Annotated in this window: 23 protein-coding genes and 1 pseudogene; 8 read left to right on the forward strand and 16 right to left on the reverse strand. The window is 59.3% G+C overall.

Annotated elements, in window-relative coordinates; all coding sequences use genetic code 11:
- The first annotated feature begins 4 nt into the window (after nt 1-4).
- Both KJJ24_RS13370 and KJJ24_RS13375 read left to right on the forward strand, forming a co-directional pair.
- Complete coding sequence (locus tag KJJ24_RS13370; protein WP_214339457.1) at nt 5-1570, forward strand: TolC family protein; 1566 nt, start codon at nt 5-7, stop codon at nt 1568-1570.
- Between the two features lie 28 nt (nt 1571-1598).
- Nucleotides 1599-2366, forward strand: coding sequence for a MinD/ParA family protein (locus tag KJJ24_RS13375; protein ID WP_214339459.1), 768 nt, complete (start codon nt 1599-1601; stop codon nt 2364-2366).
- 290 nt (nt 2367-2656) lie between these two features.
- Here the strand turns inward: KJJ24_RS13375 and KJJ24_RS13380 are convergent, their stop codons facing one another.
- The 5 genes from KJJ24_RS13380 to KJJ24_RS13400 are packed head-to-tail and all read right to left on the reverse strand — an operon-like array spanning nt 2657 to nt 7661.
- Complete coding sequence (locus KJJ24_RS13380) at nt 2657-3868, reverse strand: MFS transporter (RefSeq protein WP_214339461.1); 1212 nt, start codon at nt 3866-3868, stop codon at nt 2657-2659.
- Nucleotides 3862-4812: an alpha/beta fold hydrolase gene (locus KJJ24_RS13385; RefSeq protein WP_214339463.1), complete on the reverse strand. Its 951-nt coding sequence runs from the start codon at nt 4810-4812 to the stop codon at nt 3862-3864. The genes KJJ24_RS13380 and KJJ24_RS13385 overlap by 7 nt, the downstream gene beginning before the upstream one ends.
- 15 nt (nt 4813-4827) lie before the next feature.
- Entirely contained in the window at nt 4828-5535 is a 708-nt protein-coding gene (locus KJJ24_RS13390; protein WP_214339465.1) for an ATP-binding cassette domain-containing protein, read from the reverse strand.
- 15 nt (nt 5536-5550) lie between these two features.
- On the reverse strand, nt 5551-6747 hold the full coding sequence (devC, locus tag KJJ24_RS13395; RefSeq protein WP_214339467.1) for an ABC transporter permease DevC: 1197 nt from the start codon (nt 6745-6747) through the stop codon (nt 5551-5553).
- Nucleotides 6747-7661, reverse strand: a complete 915-nt coding sequence (locus KJJ24_RS13400) for an HlyD family efflux transporter periplasmic adaptor subunit (RefSeq protein ID WP_214339469.1) — start codon at nt 7659-7661, stop codon at nt 6747-6749. The genes devC and KJJ24_RS13400 overlap by 1 nt, the downstream gene beginning before the upstream one ends.
- Before the next feature lie 75 nt (nt 7662-7736).
- On the opposite strand from KJJ24_RS13400, the gene KJJ24_RS13405 reads away from it, so the two are divergent.
- The gene (locus KJJ24_RS13405) at nt 7737-8255 is read left to right on the forward strand and encodes a cyclic nucleotide-binding domain-containing protein (protein ID WP_214339471.1); all 519 of its coding nucleotides are present in this window, start codon (nt 7737-7739) and stop codon (nt 8253-8255) included.
- Between the two features lie 7 nt (nt 8256-8262).
- Here the strand turns inward: KJJ24_RS13405 and KJJ24_RS15010 are convergent, their stop codons facing one another.
- Nucleotides 8263-8844: a hypothetical protein gene (locus tag KJJ24_RS15010; protein ID WP_250544794.1), complete on the reverse strand. Its 582-nt coding sequence runs from the start codon at nt 8842-8844 to the stop codon at nt 8263-8265.
- Here KJJ24_RS15010 and KJJ24_RS15015 point away from each other — a divergent pair, their 5' ends adjacent.
- The gene (locus tag KJJ24_RS15015; RefSeq protein WP_250544795.1) at nt 8845-9090 is read left to right on the forward strand and encodes a hypothetical protein; all 246 of its coding nucleotides are present in this window, start codon (nt 8845-8847) and stop codon (nt 9088-9090) included.
- Here KJJ24_RS15015 and KJJ24_RS15160 read toward each other — a convergent pair.
- From KJJ24_RS15160 to KJJ24_RS13420, 3 genes and pseudogenes are all read right to left on the reverse strand, one after another.
- A pseudogene (locus KJJ24_RS15160) lies at nt 9055-9270 on the reverse strand (Rieske 2Fe-2S domain-containing protein); the annotation flags it as partial. The gene KJJ24_RS15015 and the pseudogene KJJ24_RS15160 overlap by 36 nt on opposite strands.
- A 5-nt stretch (nt 9271-9275) precedes the next feature.
- Nucleotides 9276-10268, reverse strand: coding sequence for a Rieske 2Fe-2S domain-containing protein (locus KJJ24_RS13415; protein ID WP_214339475.1), 993 nt, complete (start codon nt 10266-10268; stop codon nt 9276-9278).
- 53 nt (nt 10269-10321) lie between these two features.
- The gene (locus KJJ24_RS13420; protein ID WP_214339477.1) at nt 10322-11320 is read right to left on the reverse strand and encodes an aromatic ring-hydroxylating dioxygenase subunit alpha; all 999 of its coding nucleotides are present in this window, start codon (nt 11318-11320) and stop codon (nt 10322-10324) included.
- 152 nt (nt 11321-11472) lie between these two features.
- Between KJJ24_RS13420 and KJJ24_RS13425 the strand changes: the two genes are divergently transcribed.
- The gene (locus KJJ24_RS13425; RefSeq protein WP_214339479.1) at nt 11473-11649 is read left to right on the forward strand and encodes a hypothetical protein; all 177 of its coding nucleotides are present in this window, start codon (nt 11473-11475) and stop codon (nt 11647-11649) included.
- Nucleotides 11650-11736: 87 nt separating this feature from the next.
- Here the strand turns inward: KJJ24_RS13425 and KJJ24_RS13430 are convergent, their stop codons facing one another.
- Nucleotides 11737-12165, reverse strand: a complete 429-nt coding sequence (locus KJJ24_RS13430; protein ID WP_214339481.1) for an RNA-binding protein — start codon at nt 12163-12165, stop codon at nt 11737-11739.
- A 204-nt stretch (nt 12166-12369) separates the two neighbouring features.
- Complete coding sequence (locus KJJ24_RS13435) at nt 12370-13650, reverse strand: CCA tRNA nucleotidyltransferase (RefSeq protein WP_214339483.1); 1281 nt, start codon at nt 13648-13650, stop codon at nt 12370-12372.
- On the opposite strand from KJJ24_RS13435, the gene KJJ24_RS13440 reads away from it, so the two are divergent.
- The 3 genes from KJJ24_RS13440 to KJJ24_RS13450 all read left to right on the forward strand — a co-directional run bounded on the left by KJJ24_RS13440 (nt 13649) and on the right by KJJ24_RS13450 (nt 15179).
- Nucleotides 13649-13900 (forward strand): Ycf34 family protein, encoded by a 252-nt coding sequence (locus KJJ24_RS13440; protein WP_214339484.1) that lies wholly within the window; start codon nt 13649-13651, stop codon nt 13898-13900. The genes KJJ24_RS13435 and KJJ24_RS13440 overlap by 2 nt on opposite strands.
- Nucleotides 13897-14538: a tRNA (adenosine(37)-N6)-threonylcarbamoyltransferase complex dimerization subunit type 1 TsaB gene (tsaB, locus tag KJJ24_RS13445; RefSeq protein ID WP_214339485.1), complete on the forward strand. Its 642-nt coding sequence runs from the start codon at nt 13897-13899 to the stop codon at nt 14536-14538. The genes KJJ24_RS13440 and tsaB overlap by 4 nt, the downstream gene beginning before the upstream one ends.
- 158 nt (nt 14539-14696) lie before the next feature.
- Nucleotides 14697-15179, forward strand: coding sequence for a YdcF family protein (locus KJJ24_RS13450; protein WP_214339486.1), 483 nt, complete (start codon nt 14697-14699; stop codon nt 15177-15179).
- On the opposite strand, the gene KJJ24_RS13455 is transcribed toward KJJ24_RS13450, so the two are convergent.
- The 5 genes from KJJ24_RS13455 to rpaB all read right to left on the reverse strand — a co-directional run bounded on the left by KJJ24_RS13455 (nt 15121) and on the right by rpaB (nt 19971).
- Nucleotides 15121-15864, reverse strand: coding sequence for a 1-acyl-sn-glycerol-3-phosphate acyltransferase (locus tag KJJ24_RS13455; protein ID WP_214339487.1), 744 nt, complete (start codon nt 15862-15864; stop codon nt 15121-15123). The genes KJJ24_RS13450 and KJJ24_RS13455 overlap by 59 nt on opposite strands.
- 8 nt (nt 15865-15872) lie before the next feature.
- Nucleotides 15873-16763: an ACP S-malonyltransferase gene (fabD, locus tag KJJ24_RS13460; protein WP_214339488.1), complete on the reverse strand. Its 891-nt coding sequence runs from the start codon at nt 16761-16763 to the stop codon at nt 15873-15875.
- Nucleotides 16764-16822: 59 nt separating this feature from the next.
- A complete protein-coding gene (locus KJJ24_RS13465) occupies nt 16823-17815 on the reverse strand; it encodes a beta-ketoacyl-ACP synthase III (RefSeq protein ID WP_214343715.1) in 993 nt (330 codons plus the stop codon).
- 67 nt (nt 17816-17882) lie between these two features.
- On the reverse strand, nt 17883-19223 hold the full coding sequence (gene plsX, locus KJJ24_RS13470) for a phosphate acyltransferase PlsX (protein ID WP_214343717.1): 1341 nt from the start codon (nt 19221-19223) through the stop codon (nt 17883-17885).
- The gene (gene rpaB / locus KJJ24_RS13475) at nt 19204-19971 is read right to left on the reverse strand and encodes a response regulator transcription factor RpaB (RefSeq protein ID WP_214339489.1); all 768 of its coding nucleotides are present in this window, start codon (nt 19969-19971) and stop codon (nt 19204-19206) included. The genes plsX and rpaB overlap by 20 nt, the downstream gene beginning before the upstream one ends.
- Nucleotides 19972-20021 lie beyond the last annotated feature (50 nt).

Here is a 20021-nt window from a genome sequence, read left to right on the forward strand (position 1 = left end):
CGGCATGCCTGCCACCTTCCTGGCTGCTTGTCTTGCTGCTTCTGGTGTTGCCCGTGCTGCTGAGCCAAAGCCGTTGCCCAGCACCGCTGATGTGGAATCGCTCGGTGCTGGCTGGCCAAGCCAGAAGCCCCTCCCACTTGAAGAGTTCCAGCCCATCCCTGTTGAGCAGCTAGGCAATCTCGATCTCGAATCGGCTGTTCAGCTGTCTGATCGTCGCAATCCTGTTGTGCGTCAAAGCTATGAAGAGCTTGTTGCGACTCAAAATGCTTTGGGAGCTGCCTATGCCACCTGGTGGCCAGTGATCAATGCCACGCTCAATGGAGGCATGTACGGGGAGACTGCTTTCTACAACTACCCTGGTGCTCTAACGGGTGTAGGCGCGCCCGCCGACGGCAATCCCTATGCCAGCCAGCGCGGCTTCAGTGGCAGCTATTTCCAGAGTCTCAGCCAATTTGATATCGCCTGGAATGTCTTTGACCCTGCTCGCACCCCTTCGATCTGGAAGAATAAATATCTTGTCCGTCAATCTGTCGATTCTTATGTGATTGCTCGTCGCGATAACCGGCTCCGAACAAAAGAGGCTTATATCCAGCTCCAGCGCTCTGTCGCCAAGATTGAGACTGGTCGTGATTTGGTTGATAATGATCAGCGACTTCTCACTTTGGCGAAGTCAAGGGTTCGCTTTGGCGTTGCATCCCAGCTGGATGTCGCTAAACAGATTACGGTTCTCAAGAGTGATCAAGTCAATCTTGTTAACGCGATTGGTACTGCCGAAGAGGCACAGGCCGATTTGGCGGAGCGCCTGAACGAAGTCAAGGCGGCTCAGATTCTGTTATCTCAAGAGCTTGCGCCTCTGGGGGTCTGGAGCGCCAGTCTCGAAGACACGATTCAATCTGCTTTGCAATATCGCAAAGTGATCGAGCAGCAGCTTGCAGAAGTAAAAGTGAATGAAGCGCAAGCTCAGATTGACCTTTCGATCTACAGGCCAACCATTGCCCTGGTGAATACACTGTATTGGAATAAAGGTGTTGGCTATACGTCTATTGGGCCTCCTTGGGTCTCAGAGGCGCGTTCTGATTTGTGGAATGGTTCTACTCTTTTGCAGATCACGTTCACTGGTTTTGATGGTGGCCAAGCCAGGATGACCGCCGCCGCATCACGGCGTCGTGCGCGAGCGGCTGAAGCTGGTTTTCAGCAGGCCGTCAACCAGGTCAGGCGAGATGTACAAGCCTTTTACGCACAGGTGAAACAAGGTCGTGAAGCCGTTGTGCTTGCCTCGCAGCGGGCTAACGCAGCCAGCGAAGCACTTCGTTTGCAGTCCTTACGCTTTAATGCTGGCTATGGAAATATCACTGATGTTGTGCAGGCACAGCAAGATCTAACCGGCGCTGTTAGTGACTATATAGACCAGCTGGCTGATTACAACATCTCTCTTGTGAGCCTCTCTCGGGCCAGCGGCCTCACTTATCAAGAGGATCCCTCACTCCTTCAGGAGATCGGTAATCCGTTGTCGAAACTGAGGATCCCGCGATTGACGCCGGTCTCAAAGCCATCTTTCCCAGGCAGTTAGAGTAAGGGCTCTTGGGCCTGTGGCATCGATGGCGCACATCCTGGCGATCCACTCCTTCAGAGGCGGTACCGGTAAATCCAACCTCTCCGCAAACATGGCTACAGCCCTGGCTCTGCAGGGCAAGCGGGTTGCTGTGTTCGATACCGATCTGGCGTCTCCAGGGGTGCATGTCTTGTTCGGGTTCACCGCGCAGCCAGGTGACGCGACCCTGAATGATTTTCTTCAGGAAGACGCTCCGATCCTCCGATGTGCTCATGAGGTGACACCCGAGCCCGTGAAGCGCGCCAAGGGGCACATCTGGTTGGTGCCCGGCTCTATGGACAGTGATCGAATTGCTCGACTGCTTCGTGAGGGCTACGAAGTTGAGCGACTCAATGACGCCATGTTCGCGTTGATTGATGAGCTCAATCTGGATGTTGTTCTAGTTGATACCCATCCTGGTATTAATGAAGAAACTCTCTTGTCAACCGCAATTGCCGACTGCCTATTCATGGTCATGCGGCCTGATAGTCAGGATTACCTGGGCACTGCTGTTGCTGTGGAAGTGGCGCAGCAGCTTGATGTGGCAGAGATTCGTATTGTTGTTAATAAGCTCCCTTCGCATTATGACCCCGAGACCGTTCGTGAGAAGGTGCTCGCGAGTTACAACACTGAAATTGGCGCCGTTCTTCCGTTGAGCGAAGACCTGCTTACGCTTGCCAGCGGTGGTCTGGCTGTGCTGGCCTACCCCAATCATCCTTGGAGTTCAGAGGTGAACCAGCTAGCTAAAACTCTGACCCAAGATATTTTCACCTAGAGAGCTGTGTCTCATCAGTTCTCTGATCTTGATGGGCTCCCCGATAGCCCACTGACGATGTCATCGATGGTTGGTTTGCCTTCCTCGCGACTACGTCGGTTGCTCAAGGCGGGTTTGAAACGCGGCCTCAAGCATGAGGATCTCAGCTTGCTACTTGAACAGGACTGGGGCCTTTCGTGGGAGTCTGCAGACGCCTTGTCACTGCTCGATCAGCTGGCAGATAAAGGTTGGATGACCTACCAACCGGAACAGCAGGTCTGGAAAACTCGGCTTGGTAACCGAAGTAACGCTTAGCTTGCGCTGGATTCTGAGGCCAAAGGATGTGCGCCTGGAGCTCGCCCCAGCAACACCATTCCCAGAAGGCATGCGCCAGCTTCAAACGCGAAACTCGTGAGTGAGGATTGGTCGTAAAGCCAGCCCGCGGCAACAGGCCCAGCTGCACTGGCAATACCCGTGAGCGAGGCCAGGCTGCCCAGGGTGACCCCCTGGTTGCGCTGACTGACCATGCCTGACACAAGGCTTCGTGCAGTGGGAATCACGAAGGCGGCGCCGGTAGCCAGCAAGACTCCACCGAATACAACCATCGAAGCAGCCCATGGCCCCAGGATCTGGGCTGCTGGGATGGTCATCACACCAAGGGCAACCAACCCCATGCCATAGCGGTTGACCTCCCATTCACCCCAGCGCTTCACGGCTTTGGCAATCAGAGCAACTTGAACGTAGGTGAGTGTCACACCCACCACCACAAATAGCCCGCTGGTCTGCCCGGGGTTCCACCCGAATTGATCTTTCAAAGCAAGAACCAGCAAGCTAGTAAAGGCAGAGAACGAGAGATTGAAGGCTGCAAATGCCAGTGAAATTCTATTAATTCCTGGCCGCGTCACTAACTGCAGCACTGGAGCCACGATGTTCAGAGCACTCCAGCGGGGGGCTTGCCGTTCGGCAACGGGCAGCGACTCACGCAGAAGCATTGATGCCGAAAGCAGGTTGTAACCCGAGAGAGCTGCGGCTACAAAAATGGGGACTGACGCACCAAGACCTACGAGCCCACCACCAAGTGCAGGCCCCGCAATCGCTCCGAGTCCGAAGGCTGCGCCACTAACTCCAAGATTTTTGGCCCGATTTTCGGGCGTTGAAATGTCGGTGATGTAGGCCTGCAGCGTTCCCATCGTTGAACTCCCCACACCATTGAGGGCACGTGAGGTGAACACCATCGCCAGGCTTCCAGCCCAGCCAAACATCAACAGAGAGATCAGGTTGATGGCAATACAGATCAGAATCACCGGCCTACGCCCAAGGGCGTCGCTGAGCGCACCGGCGATTGGCCCTGTCAGTACCGCGCACAGCGTTCCCACAGAGGCCACAAGGCCAAGGGTCAGTGCATCGGGTTTGTACGCAGCAAGGATGAAAGGAAGCAGGGGATAAACAATGTTTTCTCCGAGCTTGTCCAGAAACAGCGTGGTGAAGACCAGGCCGATCGGAGTATGCAGTTTCTTCAGCACGTGGGTTGGTCCACTTGGGTGAGCAGGGTTTTGAGAGTGTCGTTCACGGCCCCGGGGTCTTCGTCGTGTGGACAATGCCCCAGTCCAGGTAGGCGATGCAGGCTTTTGACGCAAGGGAACCTCAGCCATCGCTCGGCTTCAGCGATGGGCTCCCAGGGGTCTTTTTCCCCCCAGATCATCGCAACAGGGGTATGCAGTGTTTCAAGGATCTCAGGAGCTAGGCGGTCGTCGAACAGATTGATGAAGCCATGAAAAGCCTCATCAGCACCGCTTTGTTGGGCCGGTGTGATCAGGATGTCAATCAGCTGTTCATCCACATTGCGCCCAGACGGATACGCTTGCAGTAACACTTTTCTGATCACGCCTCTCTGCACCACCGACCGGAACACGACGCGTGTGAACCAGCGTTGGCGCACCAGTGATTTCAGCAGAGGGCGACCCCAGCGTCGCAGCGGCGGTTGCTCAGCCAGTCGTTTGTCGTCAAGGTTGCGCTGGGCACAGTCGATCAGCACCACCTGAGCAACGGGATCGCCCTGCTGCTCAAGTTGCTGTGCAGCTGCGAGAGCCACAACGCCACCGATCGAGTTCCCGACCAGTTGCACGGGCCCTAGTTGGAGATGCTTTACGAGCGCAACCACCTGTTCGGCCCAGCTATCGATGCCGTAGCGCCACCCCTGCCGTGCTGTCTCTGATTTGAGTCGTGAGGCTGGCTTGTCAGTGGCTCCAAACCCAACGAGATCGATTGCGATCACCTGTTGCTGCTCCAGCAGGGCTGGAACGGTATGTCTCCAGTGCTCCTTACAGGCACCGAATCCGTGGATGAGTACTGTCGCTCCCTGCCCGGACGGGCGCGATGGTTGGTCGGGGGTTTGAATGAAGCTCATCCGCAGCCCTTTCCATTCCCAACTTTTCTGCCATTCCGGTGGGTACACCAACGTCGTCATTAATCAATCCTTGAATCAGTGAGTGTTCAGCTGGGATGGGTCTGGTTGCCAGCTCGCAACTCTGCCATCTTCAATTTTCCAGATTTTGTCGGCATCCTTCAACAGTCTGAGATCATGGGTCACCAACAGCACTGCGCTGCCTCGGTTCCGGCAGAGGTTTCCCAGCAATTCCACGACATCTTGCCCTGATTTACTGTCAAGTGACGCCGTGGGTTCATCGGCCAGCACTAGTTCTGGTTCAGGAGCCAGTGCGCGTGCAATGGCTACGCGCTGACGCTGCCCTCCGGAGAGTTCGTCAGGGTAATGATGTAGCCGATGCGACAGGCCCACTGCCTCCAGCAGCTCTGAAGCTTTCTGGACTCGCTTCGACTGATTGGGCTCCTTGAGTTGCAGCAACAACTGCACGTTCTGCAGCACCGTGAGTGATGAAACAAGGTTGTGGCTTTGGAAAATAAAGCCGATGCGCCGCCGGATGTGCATCCTGGCTCTTTCGCTGGCTCCCATGAGCTCTTCCCCGAGGACCTGAAGTGATCCTTCTTCAACACTTCTTAAGGCACCGATGAGAGTTAGTAGGGTACTTTTCCCGCTTCCCGATGGGCCAACGAGTAGTGTGACTTCTCCTGCATTGACGTGGAAACTCAGCTGATGCAGGATCTGCGATTTCAGTGCTCCTTCCCCGTAACTATGGGATAGACCCTCAGTTTGTATCACGATGTTATTCATGTCTATCAAGCCCCCCTAGAACACAGATGCTGGATCGGCATCGCGCAATTTCCTGATTGCAATCGCAGCGGAGGCGGCACAGACGCCAAGCGTGAGGCTGCCAACAAGCATGGTTTTGTCGCTTGTCATGTAGATGCGAATGCCAGCCGCCGATGTGAGAAAGGCGTACATTGCTGTACTAGCAAGGGTGGCAGGGATGAACGAAGAAACTGCTAGCAGTATTGCCTCTTGAACAACGATGATCAAGATGAATGTATTTGAAAAGCCCATTGCCTTCAATGTTGCGTACTCCTTGAGGTGGTCACTCACATCGGTGTAGAGCACTTGGTAAACCACTACCCCGCCAACGAGCAGGCCCATAAACGTGCCGAATCCAAAAATGACACCGAAGGATGAGGATGTATTCCAATAGTTCTGTTCCTGCGCAATCAGCTGAGGCTTCGTCAGAACTTGGAGCTGTGATCCGTAGGTTTTCTTCAGGAAGGCTTGGACTTGGGCAATGTTGGCGCCTGGCTCAAGCCGGATCAAACCCATGGAAATTTCCCCTAGGTTAATTTGCTGATAGGCAAGCTGTATTGCAGTCGTGTCGCTACTGACGAGATTGCTATCCGCGGCAAATGTGGATCCAAGCCTGAAGAGGCCTACGACACGAAAATTCTTGGATAGATCAATCAGGCTGAGGAACTGTGATCCGTTGCTCTCAACTGCTTCGGTGATGGGTCCCGTGTTGTTATTGCCAAGCTCGTCAAACAGTACGTAGCCTGGTGTCTTGATCAGCGATATCTGGTCGTTGACTGCGGGGAGATCAAGCGCTTTATCATCTGGTGCAAAGCCAATCAATCTTAGGCTTGTGGGCTTGATGTCGCCCAATCGTTGAACGCTGATGTTGGCTATGTAGAGAGGAATCGCCTCCTTGACTCCTCCCACGCCAAGGCTGCGAAAGAGCAGCGACTGTGGAAACTGCTCAAAGCTGCCGCTGTTCAGCGTGCCAGGGCTGATCAGCACTAGATCAGCATTTAATGCCTCGTAAAAGGTTGTTGCACTGGTGAGCAAGCCCGACTGAAAGCCGATCTGCATATACATCAGCAGTGCGGCAAAGCCAATTCCCACCACCGCAACCAAGTAGCGCACAGGTTGGCGTTTTAGTTGCAACCATGCCATCGGCAGGTCAGACAGGCTCAATCTCCCAATGAGGCGCTTGATGCTTGTCATCACTTGAAGCGCACGGTTACGTTCATGCCGCTCAGTTGCTCCACCTGTGATTGGTATTGGGGATCAAGATCTAGCTTTACGAGAACAACTCGAGCGTTAACATCGTTGTTGGCATTTGTTGCGAACAAATCTCTTTCCGAAACATTCCCAATGATGGCTTCCACGGTGCCATTCATGGTTGTCAGAAAGTCGCCCGTTTCAGGTTTGATGGTTGCGGTTTGGCCGGGCCGTATTTTTGCGATATCGCTTTGGAAAACCTGAGCCCACACTTGCATCTTTCCCGTACGGCCAATCAAAGCGAGCCCGTCGCTCGTTTCCTTCATCCCAGGCCAGCTGTAGATGCGGATCAGAGTTCCATCTAATGGAGATCGGATTTGAGCGGCAGCCAGCTTGAGTCGTGCCTCTTGCACAGCAGCCTCACTTCCGATGATATCGGCTTTTCTGGTGGTTACGGTTGCTACCGCTTTCCCGTATTCCTCTTCGGATACAGCGCCTTCATCAAAGAGTTGTTCGCCTTTGTCGCGACTAATGATCAGGAAGGGTAGGAGTGACCGTGTGGCCTTTAGGTTCGCTTCAGCCCGATCTAGGGCCGCCTGCAGCTGCGGGTAGCTACTGAGCTCGGCGAGAAGCTGTCCCTTCCGGATGGTCGCACCTTCACTCACGAGCCAACGCTGCACAACCTCATTGCCACCAGCGGTTCCTGCAGGGATGGAGAGATTGACAAGGCCTCCCTCAGGAATTAACCGCCCCTGCGCTGTCACCACCTGCACGATCGGAGCAGGTGGCTTCGGGACTGGCTTTGGTTTGAGCAGGTTCCAGCCTCCAAACCCAAGCCCTCCGACCACCAGAAGCGTTAGCCAGGGTCGTTTCTTGAGGATCTGGATCGGCTGTCGCCGTGGTGTCGAGACAGCCATGAAGCTGGGTGAGGTTACGCAATCCTAAAGGGCCGTCCGCTTAGAGTTGCGCTCAGATTTGACTAAATTCGGGCAATGCGTCGCATCACTGTCCCGTCTGGTGATTACGTTTACAGGGTGGATGAGCCAAGTACATCCCTCTTTGTGGTGCGCTCTGGAAAAATCGAGCTCACTACTCCCTATCCAGAGACAGGGGAGGGTGTCGATGCCACCCATGGACCGGGTTACGTCTTTGGTGAAGTCGAAATCATTGATCGTCGTAGTCGTACGTCCAATGCGCGAGCAGCAACTGATGTGAATCTGATCGAGATTGAGCAAGAAGAGCTGATGGATATTCTTTATACTCACCCAGAGAAGAGCCTGGTGCTCGGCAAGGGAACATTTGAGCGCCTCAAGGAGTTGTTCAGCGAAGAGTCCTTGGAGTCAGAGCTTGCGCGTCTACGGGAGGAGATGCAGATCAGTATTCGTCAAGCGGTGGTTGCGCACGAGTCTCGTGTTGTTAAGAGCCACAATGGGATGGCCGCGATCGCTGTTCCCATTGTATTGATGGTTATTCTCGCGATTGGTGCTTACTGGTTCTTCCACCGAGCGTAATGGCTCTTTAGCTCTTTTGTTTCCTCTTGAGGATCTTTCTGTATTCAATTGAGAGCACGTCTGAATTCACGTGACTCTCTTGGGAAAAATCGAGAGGAACAGCATAGGGGCGTTGGCTCTGGACGACGCCGTGATCTTCATTGAAGATGGTGCGGGAGATTTCCGTTGATTTCTCCTCTCGTCCAGGCATGTTGAAAGCCTTCTTCGGTGAATATTTGATCCAGCGTGAGATTGTCTGGTTTTCACTCTGTGGAAGACTTGCATTCACAAAGATGACGTGAAGGAAGTCGCCAACCCGCGTGTCAACGATATTCAGGTTGGGATGGTAGAAGCTGAATGTGGTCTCAGCGCTCAGGCCTGGTCCTTTGCCCTGTAAGCGTTGCATCAGCTTCAGTGCGCTAGGCAGGGGAAGATCGAATTTCACCTTGGCCGAGACCCAGTCGTCGCCTTTGTTGAGGTCATAGGGAATCGACAGCGGAGAATCCTGGCTTGCGAATGTTCCCTTGTGCACCCAATAAGCATGGGAGTTGTCGAGGTTTGATTCGATAACGCGTGAAAAGTGTGCATCCCATGTGAAGCTGTTGCTCACGTGTTGCCACTGCTGGGGGCTGAACTCTGGAAGGTTGGGGAGAGTGGAGTGATCAGCAGGTTGCTCGCCAAGCCACAGCCAGATAAAGCCTGCGTGCTCACAAACGGCTTGCTCGTCTTTGAGATTGCTTCGGGCTGGAAGGGTGGCTCCATCTCCATCAGCCGGCACGGCTATGCAGTGGCCACCATCATCAAACAACCATCCATGAAATGGACAGCGGATGCATCCGTCTTCGCGGGTGCCTAAGGATAATGATGCCCCGCGGTGGGGACAGCGATCACTGAAGCACACGGGCTTGCCATCTCTGTTCCTGAACAAGACGTAGTCTTGGCCGGCAAAGGGGACGAGAACTGGTTCTTCTGTCAGTGTGACCACTGGAGCTACTGCATACCAGCAGTTCACGGGTAGGTGGGTGATTGGGTTCATGTCTGTCACTCCTTGCGGTTGGTTTGCATGCGCTTGCTCATCATCTTCCTGAACTCAATGAGAATTAGGTCAGATGCGACCAAGATGTCGTTCGATCCCTTGAAGGCTACGCTCGGCGGGTTCTGAGTCTTGATTACGTCGTCGTCTTCCAGGGCAATCTTGTCTCCTGTTTTCACGGTGACACGATTGAACCAGCTTGTCAGTAATGGTTTATTCCGCAGGAAGTTCCTCGAGTTGGTGGATAGCATCAATGTGCTGGTGCCTCCGGTGGGAACGTGAGCTTGAAGTGACACCAGCGTGAAACGGCCGAAGTTCACCAGTGAAAGCAATAAGTTAGGGTAGACAAATCGGTAGGCCTTGTAAATGTCTTCAGCGTCACCTCGTAGTAGCCATTTGGCGATGCCCCGGAGCTTCTTCACCTTGATCGGCATCCGTGAAAACAAGGTTCGTTCCGTTTGCGCCACCTCATAGGTGGGGAAGACAAGATTAGCTGTGGTGTCGACTTTGCCAATGCTGCCTCCGTGGGTAAACGGAGCGTGGGTTGGATCTATTCCGTTCTCGATGCTGCGGCTGAAGTGCGTTTGAAATGTGTAACTCAGATCAGCACTGGGTTGGTGGGTCATCCCTGGTAGCTCTAGTTCGGGGATCGCCTCAACCCCCGTTGTTGGCTGAGCATGTTCACCAGCGATCCATACCCAAACCAGCCCGTGGGCCTCTTGGGCGGGCAGCGCCTCTACACGTGCACGCGCGGGAATCGACTCCTCCTGACGCAGGGCGGGAATGTGGACACACTGTCCACTGTCATCGTATTGCCAGCCGTGATACGGGCAGGTGAGATGTCCGTTCTTGATCCACCCACCGCTGAGTGAGCAGCCGCGATGGGCGCAGCGTGCTCGCCGCACCACCACTGACCCTTGCTGAGTTCGGTTGGCAACTAGTTCTCCGCCCTCGAACGGTATTGCCAGGGGTTGATGATTCACAGCGCTTGAGAGCGCCATGGCATACCAGCAGTCGCGTGGCAGTGTCGTCAAGTCGCTTGTTTTGCTAGCCATCAGCAACTCTCCTGCTGCTGGCATATTTTGGCCAGGGCTTTGCGGTAAGCAAGAATCAGCTGGTCAGATGCCAGGAGTAGATCCGCGCCCTGTGTGACCCATGAAGGGGTGCGCGGCTGTGTTTCAACGATTGCTTTGTCTTCTTCGTAGGTTTCAACCGTATTTTTGATCGAGTTCTTGTCGGCCCAGGCCTGTGGCAGGAAATTGCGGATCCCGATCCACTTGGTTAGTGTTTCTGTTTCCGATACAGGGATATTGCTTGCAAAGTAGATGTATTGGTATCCTCGCCAGTTGAAATCAATGGCGATTCTGTTGATGCAGGGCAAATAGCATGTGAGTGTGGAGCTGGAGTGCTTGCGATCCTTTTTGATGATGTATTTGAGTAATCCCAGGCGTTTTGGGGGCTTCACCTGCTGGTGAGTGCTGACAGAGAAATCGGTTGTGGTGATTTCTAATGGGTGAACGCTGGCATCATCCCTGTTGGGAAAAAATGGTCGGTGAACGAAGGGAGCGTGTGATGTGTCGAGGCCCGCTTCCACCACTCGGCTGAAATTCGCATCCCATCGGTACTCGCCCTGCACTGTGCGCCAGCCAGGTTGATCGAATTCCGGGAATGGAGGAATCAGGTTTGGATCAGCCTGGTTGCTCTCCCCCGGAAAGATCCAGATGAAGCCGTTTCGCTCTTGAGTCGGCAGCACCCCTACCTGGGCCTTCGCCGGAATTGTTGTGCCTTCGGCGTCGGCGGGGATGCGAACACAACGCCCCTCGCTGTTGTAACTCCAACCGTGGTACGGGCAGCGAATGCAATTCCCTTCCACCCAACCCTTACCAAGGCTCGCGCCGCGGTGGGCGCAGCTGTCGATCAATGCATGAGCAGTGCCCGATTTGTCTCGGAACAGCACGTACCGCTGATTCAGCAGGCGCAGCGAGATGGGTTCGGTCTGCAGGGTCTGGCTGTGTTCCACCGCATACCAGAAGTTCTCCAGACCAGTCGCCACGGTTCAAGCACCGATTTCGAACCCTCCTAGCACTCTGGCTGTTGATCCCATGTTCGTTGTGTGCGCCAGGCTGACCGTCAGGGCCCTTTTTGGTGGAGAATCAACGTCGACTGGTTACTGCGCTGCCGGTTCGTCCCATTACTTCTTGAAGCATGTCTAAACCTCCTTCTCCGCCAGACAAGGACGCTGCCTTTGATGCCTTTCGTGCCGATCTTGAGCAGGCCGTGGATCAAGGCATGGATGACCACGAGTCGAAGATGACCAAGATGGGCTTCATGTTCCTCGGTATCTTTGCCGGTGTCATTGCCTTGGCTGCTTTGCTCCCCTAAGCGGGGCCTCGACTCCATGCAAAAGCCCGAACTGCTCACGCAGCTCGGGCTGAGTCAACGGCGGGGTCATCCCCGACGCTAGTGCGGTTAGACAGCCGCTTTTTGGTTGTCGAGCAGGTTCTTGAGCTTGGCCAGTTCGCCCGCCCAGCGGGGGTCGGGAGCACCTTCTTCAACGCTGTCGCTGTGCACCACCTTGTTCACAGCCTTGCGCGCCACAGCGGGCGTGCCGGGAGCCCCGCCGGGGCGACGGTCGTTGCCTCGGCGCTCATCGCGACGCTCGGAGCGTTCGATGCGCAGGGCATTACCTGCAAACACATGGCCGTTGAGCTGCTCAATGACGGCATCGGCCACCTTCTCGTCGTCCACGTTGGCGAAGCCGAAGCCACGACCGGCGCCGGTTTCTCTGTCCTGTACCGCCTTGAAGCGGATGCCCTCACCCACGCCAGTGAAGAGAGCGTCGAGCTCCTTGGCATCAAAGCTTTGGGGCAGATTGCCGACGTACAGACGAACGCTCATGGGAAGGAAGGGAAGAAGAGAGAAGGAAAAACGTGTTCTGGCCTCACGGACTCGAGCCACGCTGTTGGTTGACGTCCTGTAAGCCAGGCTGCACCGAAACATCGGCGCTGGCGGGGACATTCCAAGGCTGTTAACCGAACTGGCGTGAACTCAGCGTCTGAACTGGCGCGAATCAGGTCGTCTTAAACGCCTTTGCGAATGAAGTTAATCACGGCGACGTGCCCTTCCGCCAGCTTCTTCAGTTGACGCCAGCCAATTTCTGGCGAACTGCAGCGCATCGCTTCGGCTGTTTAAGCGCCCGAAGGCTTGTTGCTGCATTAGATGCAGCAACAGCGCACCCAGCTCTGGCGACGCCTTGATCTCTAACTCCCGCTGGAGGGTGGCGCCATCGATGGCCGGCCTGGGGTGAAACAGGCGGTCTTCTGGATCCTGCCAGCGCAGGAGCCAAGCCTTGGCTGTGCTGTCGCCCCAGTTGATCAGCAATGCCGGTAGATCTGCTTCCAGGTCACGGTGCAGCTGCAGGCGCTCGGGCTCTGGCAGGTCTTGTGCGGCTCCGCCTGGATCGAAGCTGCCTAGCTGCTGCTGCCAATGGCGCAGGGCCACCACGCGCTGCTGCAGCTTGCGGCTGCTGCGCAGCTGCTGCAGCGCTTCCCCATCCAACGCTGCAGCCAGCCTGGCCAAGGGCAGAGCCCAGCTGGCTTCGCTGGCACTCAGCCCCAGCGCTTGTGCCGCCTGGGCTGTGCACCGGCTCAACACCACTTGATCCGCCGGTTGGCTCCGGGCCAGCCAGGGGCTGAGCAGGCCGAGCTCCAGAGCTTCCCCCAGCTGTTGATGCCCGTTGGGGGCTGCGGCGAGCTTTTCGAGTTCCGCTAGAGCTCGCTCCCCGGCCACGCTGGCTAAGGCGCTGTTGTGTTGCGCGATCCACTGCCTTGTTTCAGCGGCTAACTGAAATCCAAGCTCAGCGCTCAACCGCAACCCACGAAGGAGGCGCAAAGGGTCATCGAGCAGGTTGGCTTCGGACACGGCTACCAGCAGGCCCGCTGTTAGATCGCGACATCCCTGCAACGGGTCCACCAGCTGCTTCGGCTTGGTCAGCGGTAGCGCTATCGCATTGATCGTGTAGTCGCGCCGATGCAGATCGGCCTCCAGGCTTCCGCCTTCCAGCCGAGCTAGATCAATGCTCCAGCCACTGATCACAAGGCGGGCGATCGAACGCTCGGCATCCAGCACCACGGCCGTGCCCCCGTGGCGCCGGCCGAGTGTCTTGCACAGCCCCACCGCATCACCGGTCACCACCAGATCGAGATCGGGTTGTGGTCCCAGGCGATTCAGCAGGGCGTCGCGCACTGCGCCCCCCACCAGGGTGGCCTCTGCTGGAAAGGCCTCAGGGGGCAGTGGCCACGTTTCGGGCTGCAAGCGCTGCCAGGCCAGCTCAGCAAGCCCGGCAGGGTTCACAATGGCCCCATCCGCTGCGGCGCCGGGCATGTGCATCTGCGTGGATTGCCGTTGGGTTGACCAGTGCCAGGCCTACCACGCTGTGGAGCGCCAGCATGGGGTGCCGCATCTCAACACCCATCCCACGTTTTCGCCTGATCAGCCCCGGATCCACGTGCAGGTGATGGATTTGCCCGAGGGTGCCGTGGGGGTGGAGTGGGACGTGCGCGGCTGCGGCAGTTTTGCCCTCGAACACGGGCGCTGGCAACGGCTACGCCCCGAGCAGGTGGTACCGACATGAGCTCAGCTCCCCGACTGCTCGCGCTGCATAGCTCCAGCGACACCCTTGCGGTGGCAGCTCAGAGCCTGGGCTCTGCAGCGACGACCCCTCAGGTGGCGACATTCCCTTTGGGGCGCCGCCTCTCGAATGAACTGTTGCCTTGCGTGGAATCGGTTCTTCCAGCCGAGTGCTGGTCGCAGATCGGGCGCTTGGTGGTGGCCACGGGGCCGGGCGGGTTCACCGGCACTCGGCTCACGGTGGTGTTGGCGCGAACCCTGGCGCAGCAATTAGCAGTGCCGCTGCACGGCTTCAGCAGCTTTCTCTTGATGGCCCGGCGTTTGCTGCACACAGATCCCCTCCTCGCTAAGCGTGAGCGGGTGTGGCTGCACCAGCTGCTGCCACGGCGCGGCAGCGTGGTGGGGTGTTACGGCCGCGATCCGGCGGTGTTGGGCGGCGTGGCGGAACTTGAGCAGCCGCGTCTCTATCGCCCCGGCGAGGGCTGGGGTGGTTCCGATGCCCAAGCTGCGGCTGTGGTGGAAGCCGAAACCGATGCGCTGCAGCTGTTGGAGTTAGGGCAACTGGCGCAGGCGGCGGATCTCCAAGGCCCCTGGGCGCCGGTGCTCCCCCTGTATCCCACCAGTCCGGTGGAGGGCTTGTGAGGGCTCAGAGGCCAACGCGTCGCCCGCAGCCTGAGCAGCGGCCCCGCCGCAGGCGTCGCTGGCCCCGGCGTGGACGCTGGTTCCTGGCGCTGTTGGCGGCAGCTGGCCTGGTCGTGCTCTCCCGCGGGCTTTGGCAGCCCCCTTTGCCGCCACCTCAGATGATCCTGGTGTTGGGCGGTGATGTGGAGCGGGAGCGGGTAGCGGCTGATTTGGCCGCCCGAGATGGCCTACCGGTGCTGGTGAGCGGCGGCAGCAACCCCGAATATGCCCATTGGCTCTTCGGTCGCCAAGGCCTCGATCACGGCCGTGTGCAGCTCGACTATCGCGCCACCGACACGCTGACCAACTTCACCTCCATCGTGGATGAGCTCAAGCGCGCCAAGGTGCGCCATGTGCTGCTGGTGACCAGCAGTGATCACATGCAGCGGGCGATGCTGGTGGGCCAGCTCGTGGCGGGTAGCCGTGGCATCGGCCTCACGCCGGTGGAGGTGGCTTGCGGGGATCGCTGTACGCCGGAGGGTTGGCGCAAGGTGTGGGGGGATGGCGCTCGAGCAGCCCTGTGGGTGATCACTGGTCGTGATCTCAAGGGCTGGGCGGCAACGCGTTTCGGTGCGCTGCTGGAGGCAGCGCAGGGCCGCTGATCAGCCCCTGATCCAGCAGCGCATTGATCTGGGCCTGGCAGGCGGCCGTGGCGGCGTCGAGGTCGGCCCGTTTGCGTGAGGGTGGTGGTGGGATCGGCGTGCCGATGCGAATGTGCACGGGAACGAAGCGTGGCTGCGTTGAGCCGGTGCCCAAAGCGCGGTGGCTGTTGATGATCGCCACCGGTAGCAGCGGCACACCGGCGCGGGCGGCCAGCAGGGCGGCACCGGCTTGAGGATCGTTCACCCGGCCATCGGCTTGGCGGGTGCCATCGATGAACACCCCCGTGGCCCAGCCTTGCTCGAGGCGGTCGGTGGCGGTCCGGATCGCTTCGCGGTCGCTGGCGCCGCGGGCCACCGGATAGGCGCCACAGGCTCGGATGATTGGGCCCAAGAGGGGGATTTTGAACAGCTCGGCTTTGGCCATAAAGGCCACTGGCCGGCCCAGGGCATGGCCCAGTAGCGGCGGATCGAGGTGGGACCCGTGGTTAGCCACCACCACCAGGGCACCTTCCTGGGGCACGTTGGCGTTACCGGCGGTGCGGCCGCGGAACAGCAACCGATAAATCGGGAACACCAGCAGATAGCTCACCAGCCGGTAGGTCAGGCTCGGGCGGGGGGTGCGCAGCAGCGCTGGAGGCTCTGCCGGTTTGCGCCGGCGGCGCAGCACTCGCTTGACAGCCCGCACAGGTTTGTTCACAGTCCCAGGTCGCCTGCACTGCTGATCTGAGCGGTGGTGATGCCTTCGCAGCTGCGTTTGATCAGGCCGCTGAGCACGTTGCCCGGGCCGATCTCCACGCTGGTGTTGATGCCATCAGCACTGAAGCGCTCCATCGTTTCTCGCCAGCGCACGCCTGTGATCATCTGGCTGCGCAGGCGGGCCTTGAGGGCGGCGCCACTGGTTTCCGGGCGGGGATCGGTATTGCTGAGCACCGGGATGATGGCATCAGCGAAAGGCACGGCGTCCAGTTCGGCGGCGAAGGCATCGGCGGCCTGCTGCATGAAGGGGGAGTGAAACGCGCCGCTCACCGCTAGGGGAATGGCCCGTTTGCACTTGAGCTGGCCGCTCACGGCGGCTACCGCCTCCGGTGTGCCGGAGATCACCACCTGAGCGCTGCTGTTGTCGTTGGCAATCACCACACCCTCGGTGGCGCTCACCAGTTGGTCGAGTTCGCCGCGATCAAACCCCATCACGGCGGTCATGGCCCCACCGCCGGCGGCCGCCATCAGCTCACTGCGGATCTTCATCAGCCGCAGGCCTGTTTCCACGTTGAACACGCCCGCGGCGTAAAGGGCCGCCAGTTCCCCAAGGCTGTGGCCAGCGACTAGGTCGGCGCTGCGGCCCTGGCTTTTGAGGCCATCCACCAGCAGGCTCTCGATCACGAACAGGGCCGGCTGGGTGTTGCGGGTGTCGTTGAGATCGCTCAGATCACCAGAGGCTTCACCGGCGCAGATGGCTGCCAGATCGCGGCCCAGCAGGTCGGAAGCCTCGGTCAATCGCTCGCGGGCCCCGGGCAGCTCCAGTACCCCGGTGGCCATGCCCACTTTCTGTGAGCCCTGTCCAGGGAACACCCAGGCAATACCCATGGCCGCTTGCGTTGCACCGTCGGGGGGAGATTACGCGGCGGTGCTGTGCGGCCCCCTGATCAGCGCTGCGGCCCGGCCCAGCGCAGCAGCGCACCGCCCCAGCTGAGGCCCGCGCCGAAGCCACTGCTGGCGATCAGATCACCTGGCTGCACGCGGCCGTCTTTCACGGCCTCATCCAGCATCAGTGGAATGGTGGCGGCGGAGGTATTGCCGTAGCTGGCCAGGTTGCTGAGCACCCGCTCGTGGGGGATGGCGAAGCGATCGGCCACAGCATCAAGGATGCGCTGGTTGGCCTGATGCAGCAGCAGCCAGTTCAGATCGGAGGCCGGTGTGCCGGTGCTTTCCAGCAGTTCTTTGAGCACCGCCGGCACTTCCCGCACCGCGAACTTGTACACCTCCTGGCCGTTCATGCGCAGCGGCGCAAAGCCACCCACCTGGGCGCTCACGCCGCCGAGTACATCGGTGTGGGTGTCGGTCTGGGCGAGGGTGAGGCAGCCGTTGCGGCTGCCATCGGAGTGCATGCGAAAGCCCAGTAGGCCGTTCTGCGCGTCTGGACAGGCCTCCACCGCCACAGCGGCGGCCCCATCGCCGAACAGCACACAGGTGGTGCGGTCGTCCCAGTCAACCCAGCGGCTCAGTTGATCGGCACCGATCACCAGGGCCCGGCGCATTGCCCCGCTGCGCAGGTATTGCCCAGCGGTGATCAGGGCAAACAGGAAGCCGCTGCAGGCGGCGGTGAGATCGAAGGCAACGGCGTGGCGGGCCCCGATCGCCCCCTGTACCCGGGGCGCGGTGCCGAACAAATCATCGGGGCTGGAGGTGGCCATCAAGATCAGATCGAGATCCTCCGCGGCCCAGCCGGCGTGCTCGAGTGCTGCCTGGGCGGCGCGGCTGGCCAGGGCGGTGAGTGGCTCATCGGCCGAGCAGATGCGTCGAGCACCAATGCCCGTGCGCGTGCGGATCCACTCGTCGCTGGTATCGACCCGTTCGCTCAGCTGCTGGTTGCTAACGCTGATGGCGGGCACGGCGCTGCCGCAGCCAACCAAGGCCATCCCGCTGCGCTGGTGATCGCTGTTGATCTGGCCGATACCCACCGGTTCAACCCAACGGTGGGGTCAGTCAACCACAGGCAACGCTCGCCTCCGCGCCATCGCTGAGCTGCTGCAGATCCTCCATGACGCCGTGGTTGGCGGCGGAGTGGGCGATGCGCAGGGCACTCACCACAGACAGCGCTTTGCTGCTGCCGTGGCCGATCACGCACACGCCATTCACGCCCAGCAGCAGAGCCCCGCCGTGCTCGGCGTGGTCGAGCCGTTTCTTGATGCGGCGCAGATTGCTCATCAAGAAGGCGGAACCCACCTTGCCGCGGCGCCCGCGGGGCAATTCCGCCTTGAGCACATCCAAGAGCACGCTGCCCACGCTCTCCAGAAACTTCAGCAGCACGTTGCCCGTGAAGCCGTCGCACACCACGACGTCGAAGTCGCCAGAGAGCACATCGCGGCCCTCGCAGTTACCGGCAAATTGAAAGCGTGTTTCAGCCGCCATCAGCGGATAGGTGCGCAAGGCCAGGTCATTGCCCTTGCATTCCTCCTCGCCGATGTTGAGCAAGCCGATGCGGGGGCTGCGCACCTGCAGCACATCACGGCTGTAGATGTTGCCGACGAGCGCCCACTGGTGCAGATAGGCGGGCTTGGCATCCATGTTGGCGCCCACATCCAGCACGAGCACCTGCTGCTCAGGATCTTTGGTGGGGAACAGCGCCCCGATCGCCGGGCGATCGATCCCCTTGAGCCGGCCAAGCCGGAAGATCGCTGAGGCCATCACGGCGCCGGAGTTACCGGCGGAGTACACGGCCGTGGCCTCACCGGTTTTCACCAGGTCCATGGCGAGGTTGATGCTGGCATCGCGCTTCTTGCGCACCACGGTGGCCTCTTCGTTCATGCCCACCGACACCCCACTGGGCACGAGCTCCAAGAGGCCAGCGCGTTGGGCGCTCTCCAGCTCCTCGCGCAAGTCCATCTCGGTGACGGCGGCCTGCACAGCGGCGATTTCCGCCACAAACTTCACGCGCAGCGGCAACAGCCGCACCGCCTTGAGGCAGCCTTCAAGAATCGGCCCTGGGGCGTAGTCCCCCCCCATGCCATCCACCGCCACCCAGAGACGCTCGGCATCGTTGATCGGGGTGCCTTCGCTGCCGCCCACGCCCTGCTGCAGCCGGCGTAGGGGGTCAAACACCAGCGGCTGCAACACCGTGTTTGCGGCTCCGGCCGCGGCCCCGGCGGCTGAACCCGCCACCGATCCCGCCATGCTGCCGGCCGCATTGGCCGTCGCTGTGGCGGTGCCCACCAGGCTGGTCACCGCCGCATTGCGGCGATACCAGATCACCAGGCGCCGGATGGCGCGGGATTGGCCGCGGCGGTTAGAGCCGTGGCCTGGGGCGTCAGAGGGCTTCGGGGGCAACGGCGTCAACGATGCGTTGGAACAGATAGCCGGTGCCGCGGGCCGTGAGGATCAGCTCGGGGTTGGCCGGATCGTCTTCCAGTTTGGAGCGAAGCCGGGAGATATGGACATCCACCACCCGGGTATCCACATGACGCTCGGGGGTGTAACCCCACACTTCCTTGAGGATCTCACCGCGGCTGAAGGGTTCCCCGCTCCGCCCCACCAGCAGCTCCAGCAGGCTGAATTCCATGCCGGTGAGCCGGATGCGCTCCTCACCGCGATACACCTGGCGTTTGTTGGTGTCGATGCGCAGCTCGCCCACCTGGATGACCCCGGAATTGGGGATGCCAGCCACGCTTTCTTTCTCCACCCGGCGCAGCACGCAGCGGATGCGCGCCTCTAGTTCCTTCGGGCTGAAGGGCTTCACCACGTAATCGTCAGCGCCCAGTTCCAGGCCGGTGATGCGGTCGGCCACATCACCAAGGGCGGTGAGCATCACGATCGGCACATCCGATTCCTTGCGTAGCTCCTGGCACACGCCGTAGCCATCGAGCTTCGGCATCATCACGTCGAGAACCACCAGATCCGGGTTGGTCTGGCGGAAGGCTTCGAGCGCTTCCTGGCCATCGCAGGCGGTGACCACCTGATAGCCGATCATCGAGAGCCGCGTCTCGAGGATGCGGCGAATGCTCGCTTCGTCGTCGACCACCAGGATGGTTTCCTTGGCCGTGGACGGTGTTGTGGTTGTGGCGGTTGAGGCCGTCATTGCGCCACTCGTTGTGGACGGGTTAAGTAGTTCGACCTACTGAAAAGGTC

Source organism: Synechococcus sp. LA31 (genome assembly GCF_018502385.1).
In the GTDB taxonomy this organism is placed as follows: domain Bacteria; phylum Cyanobacteriota; class Cyanobacteriia; order PCC-6307; family Cyanobiaceae; genus Vulcanococcus.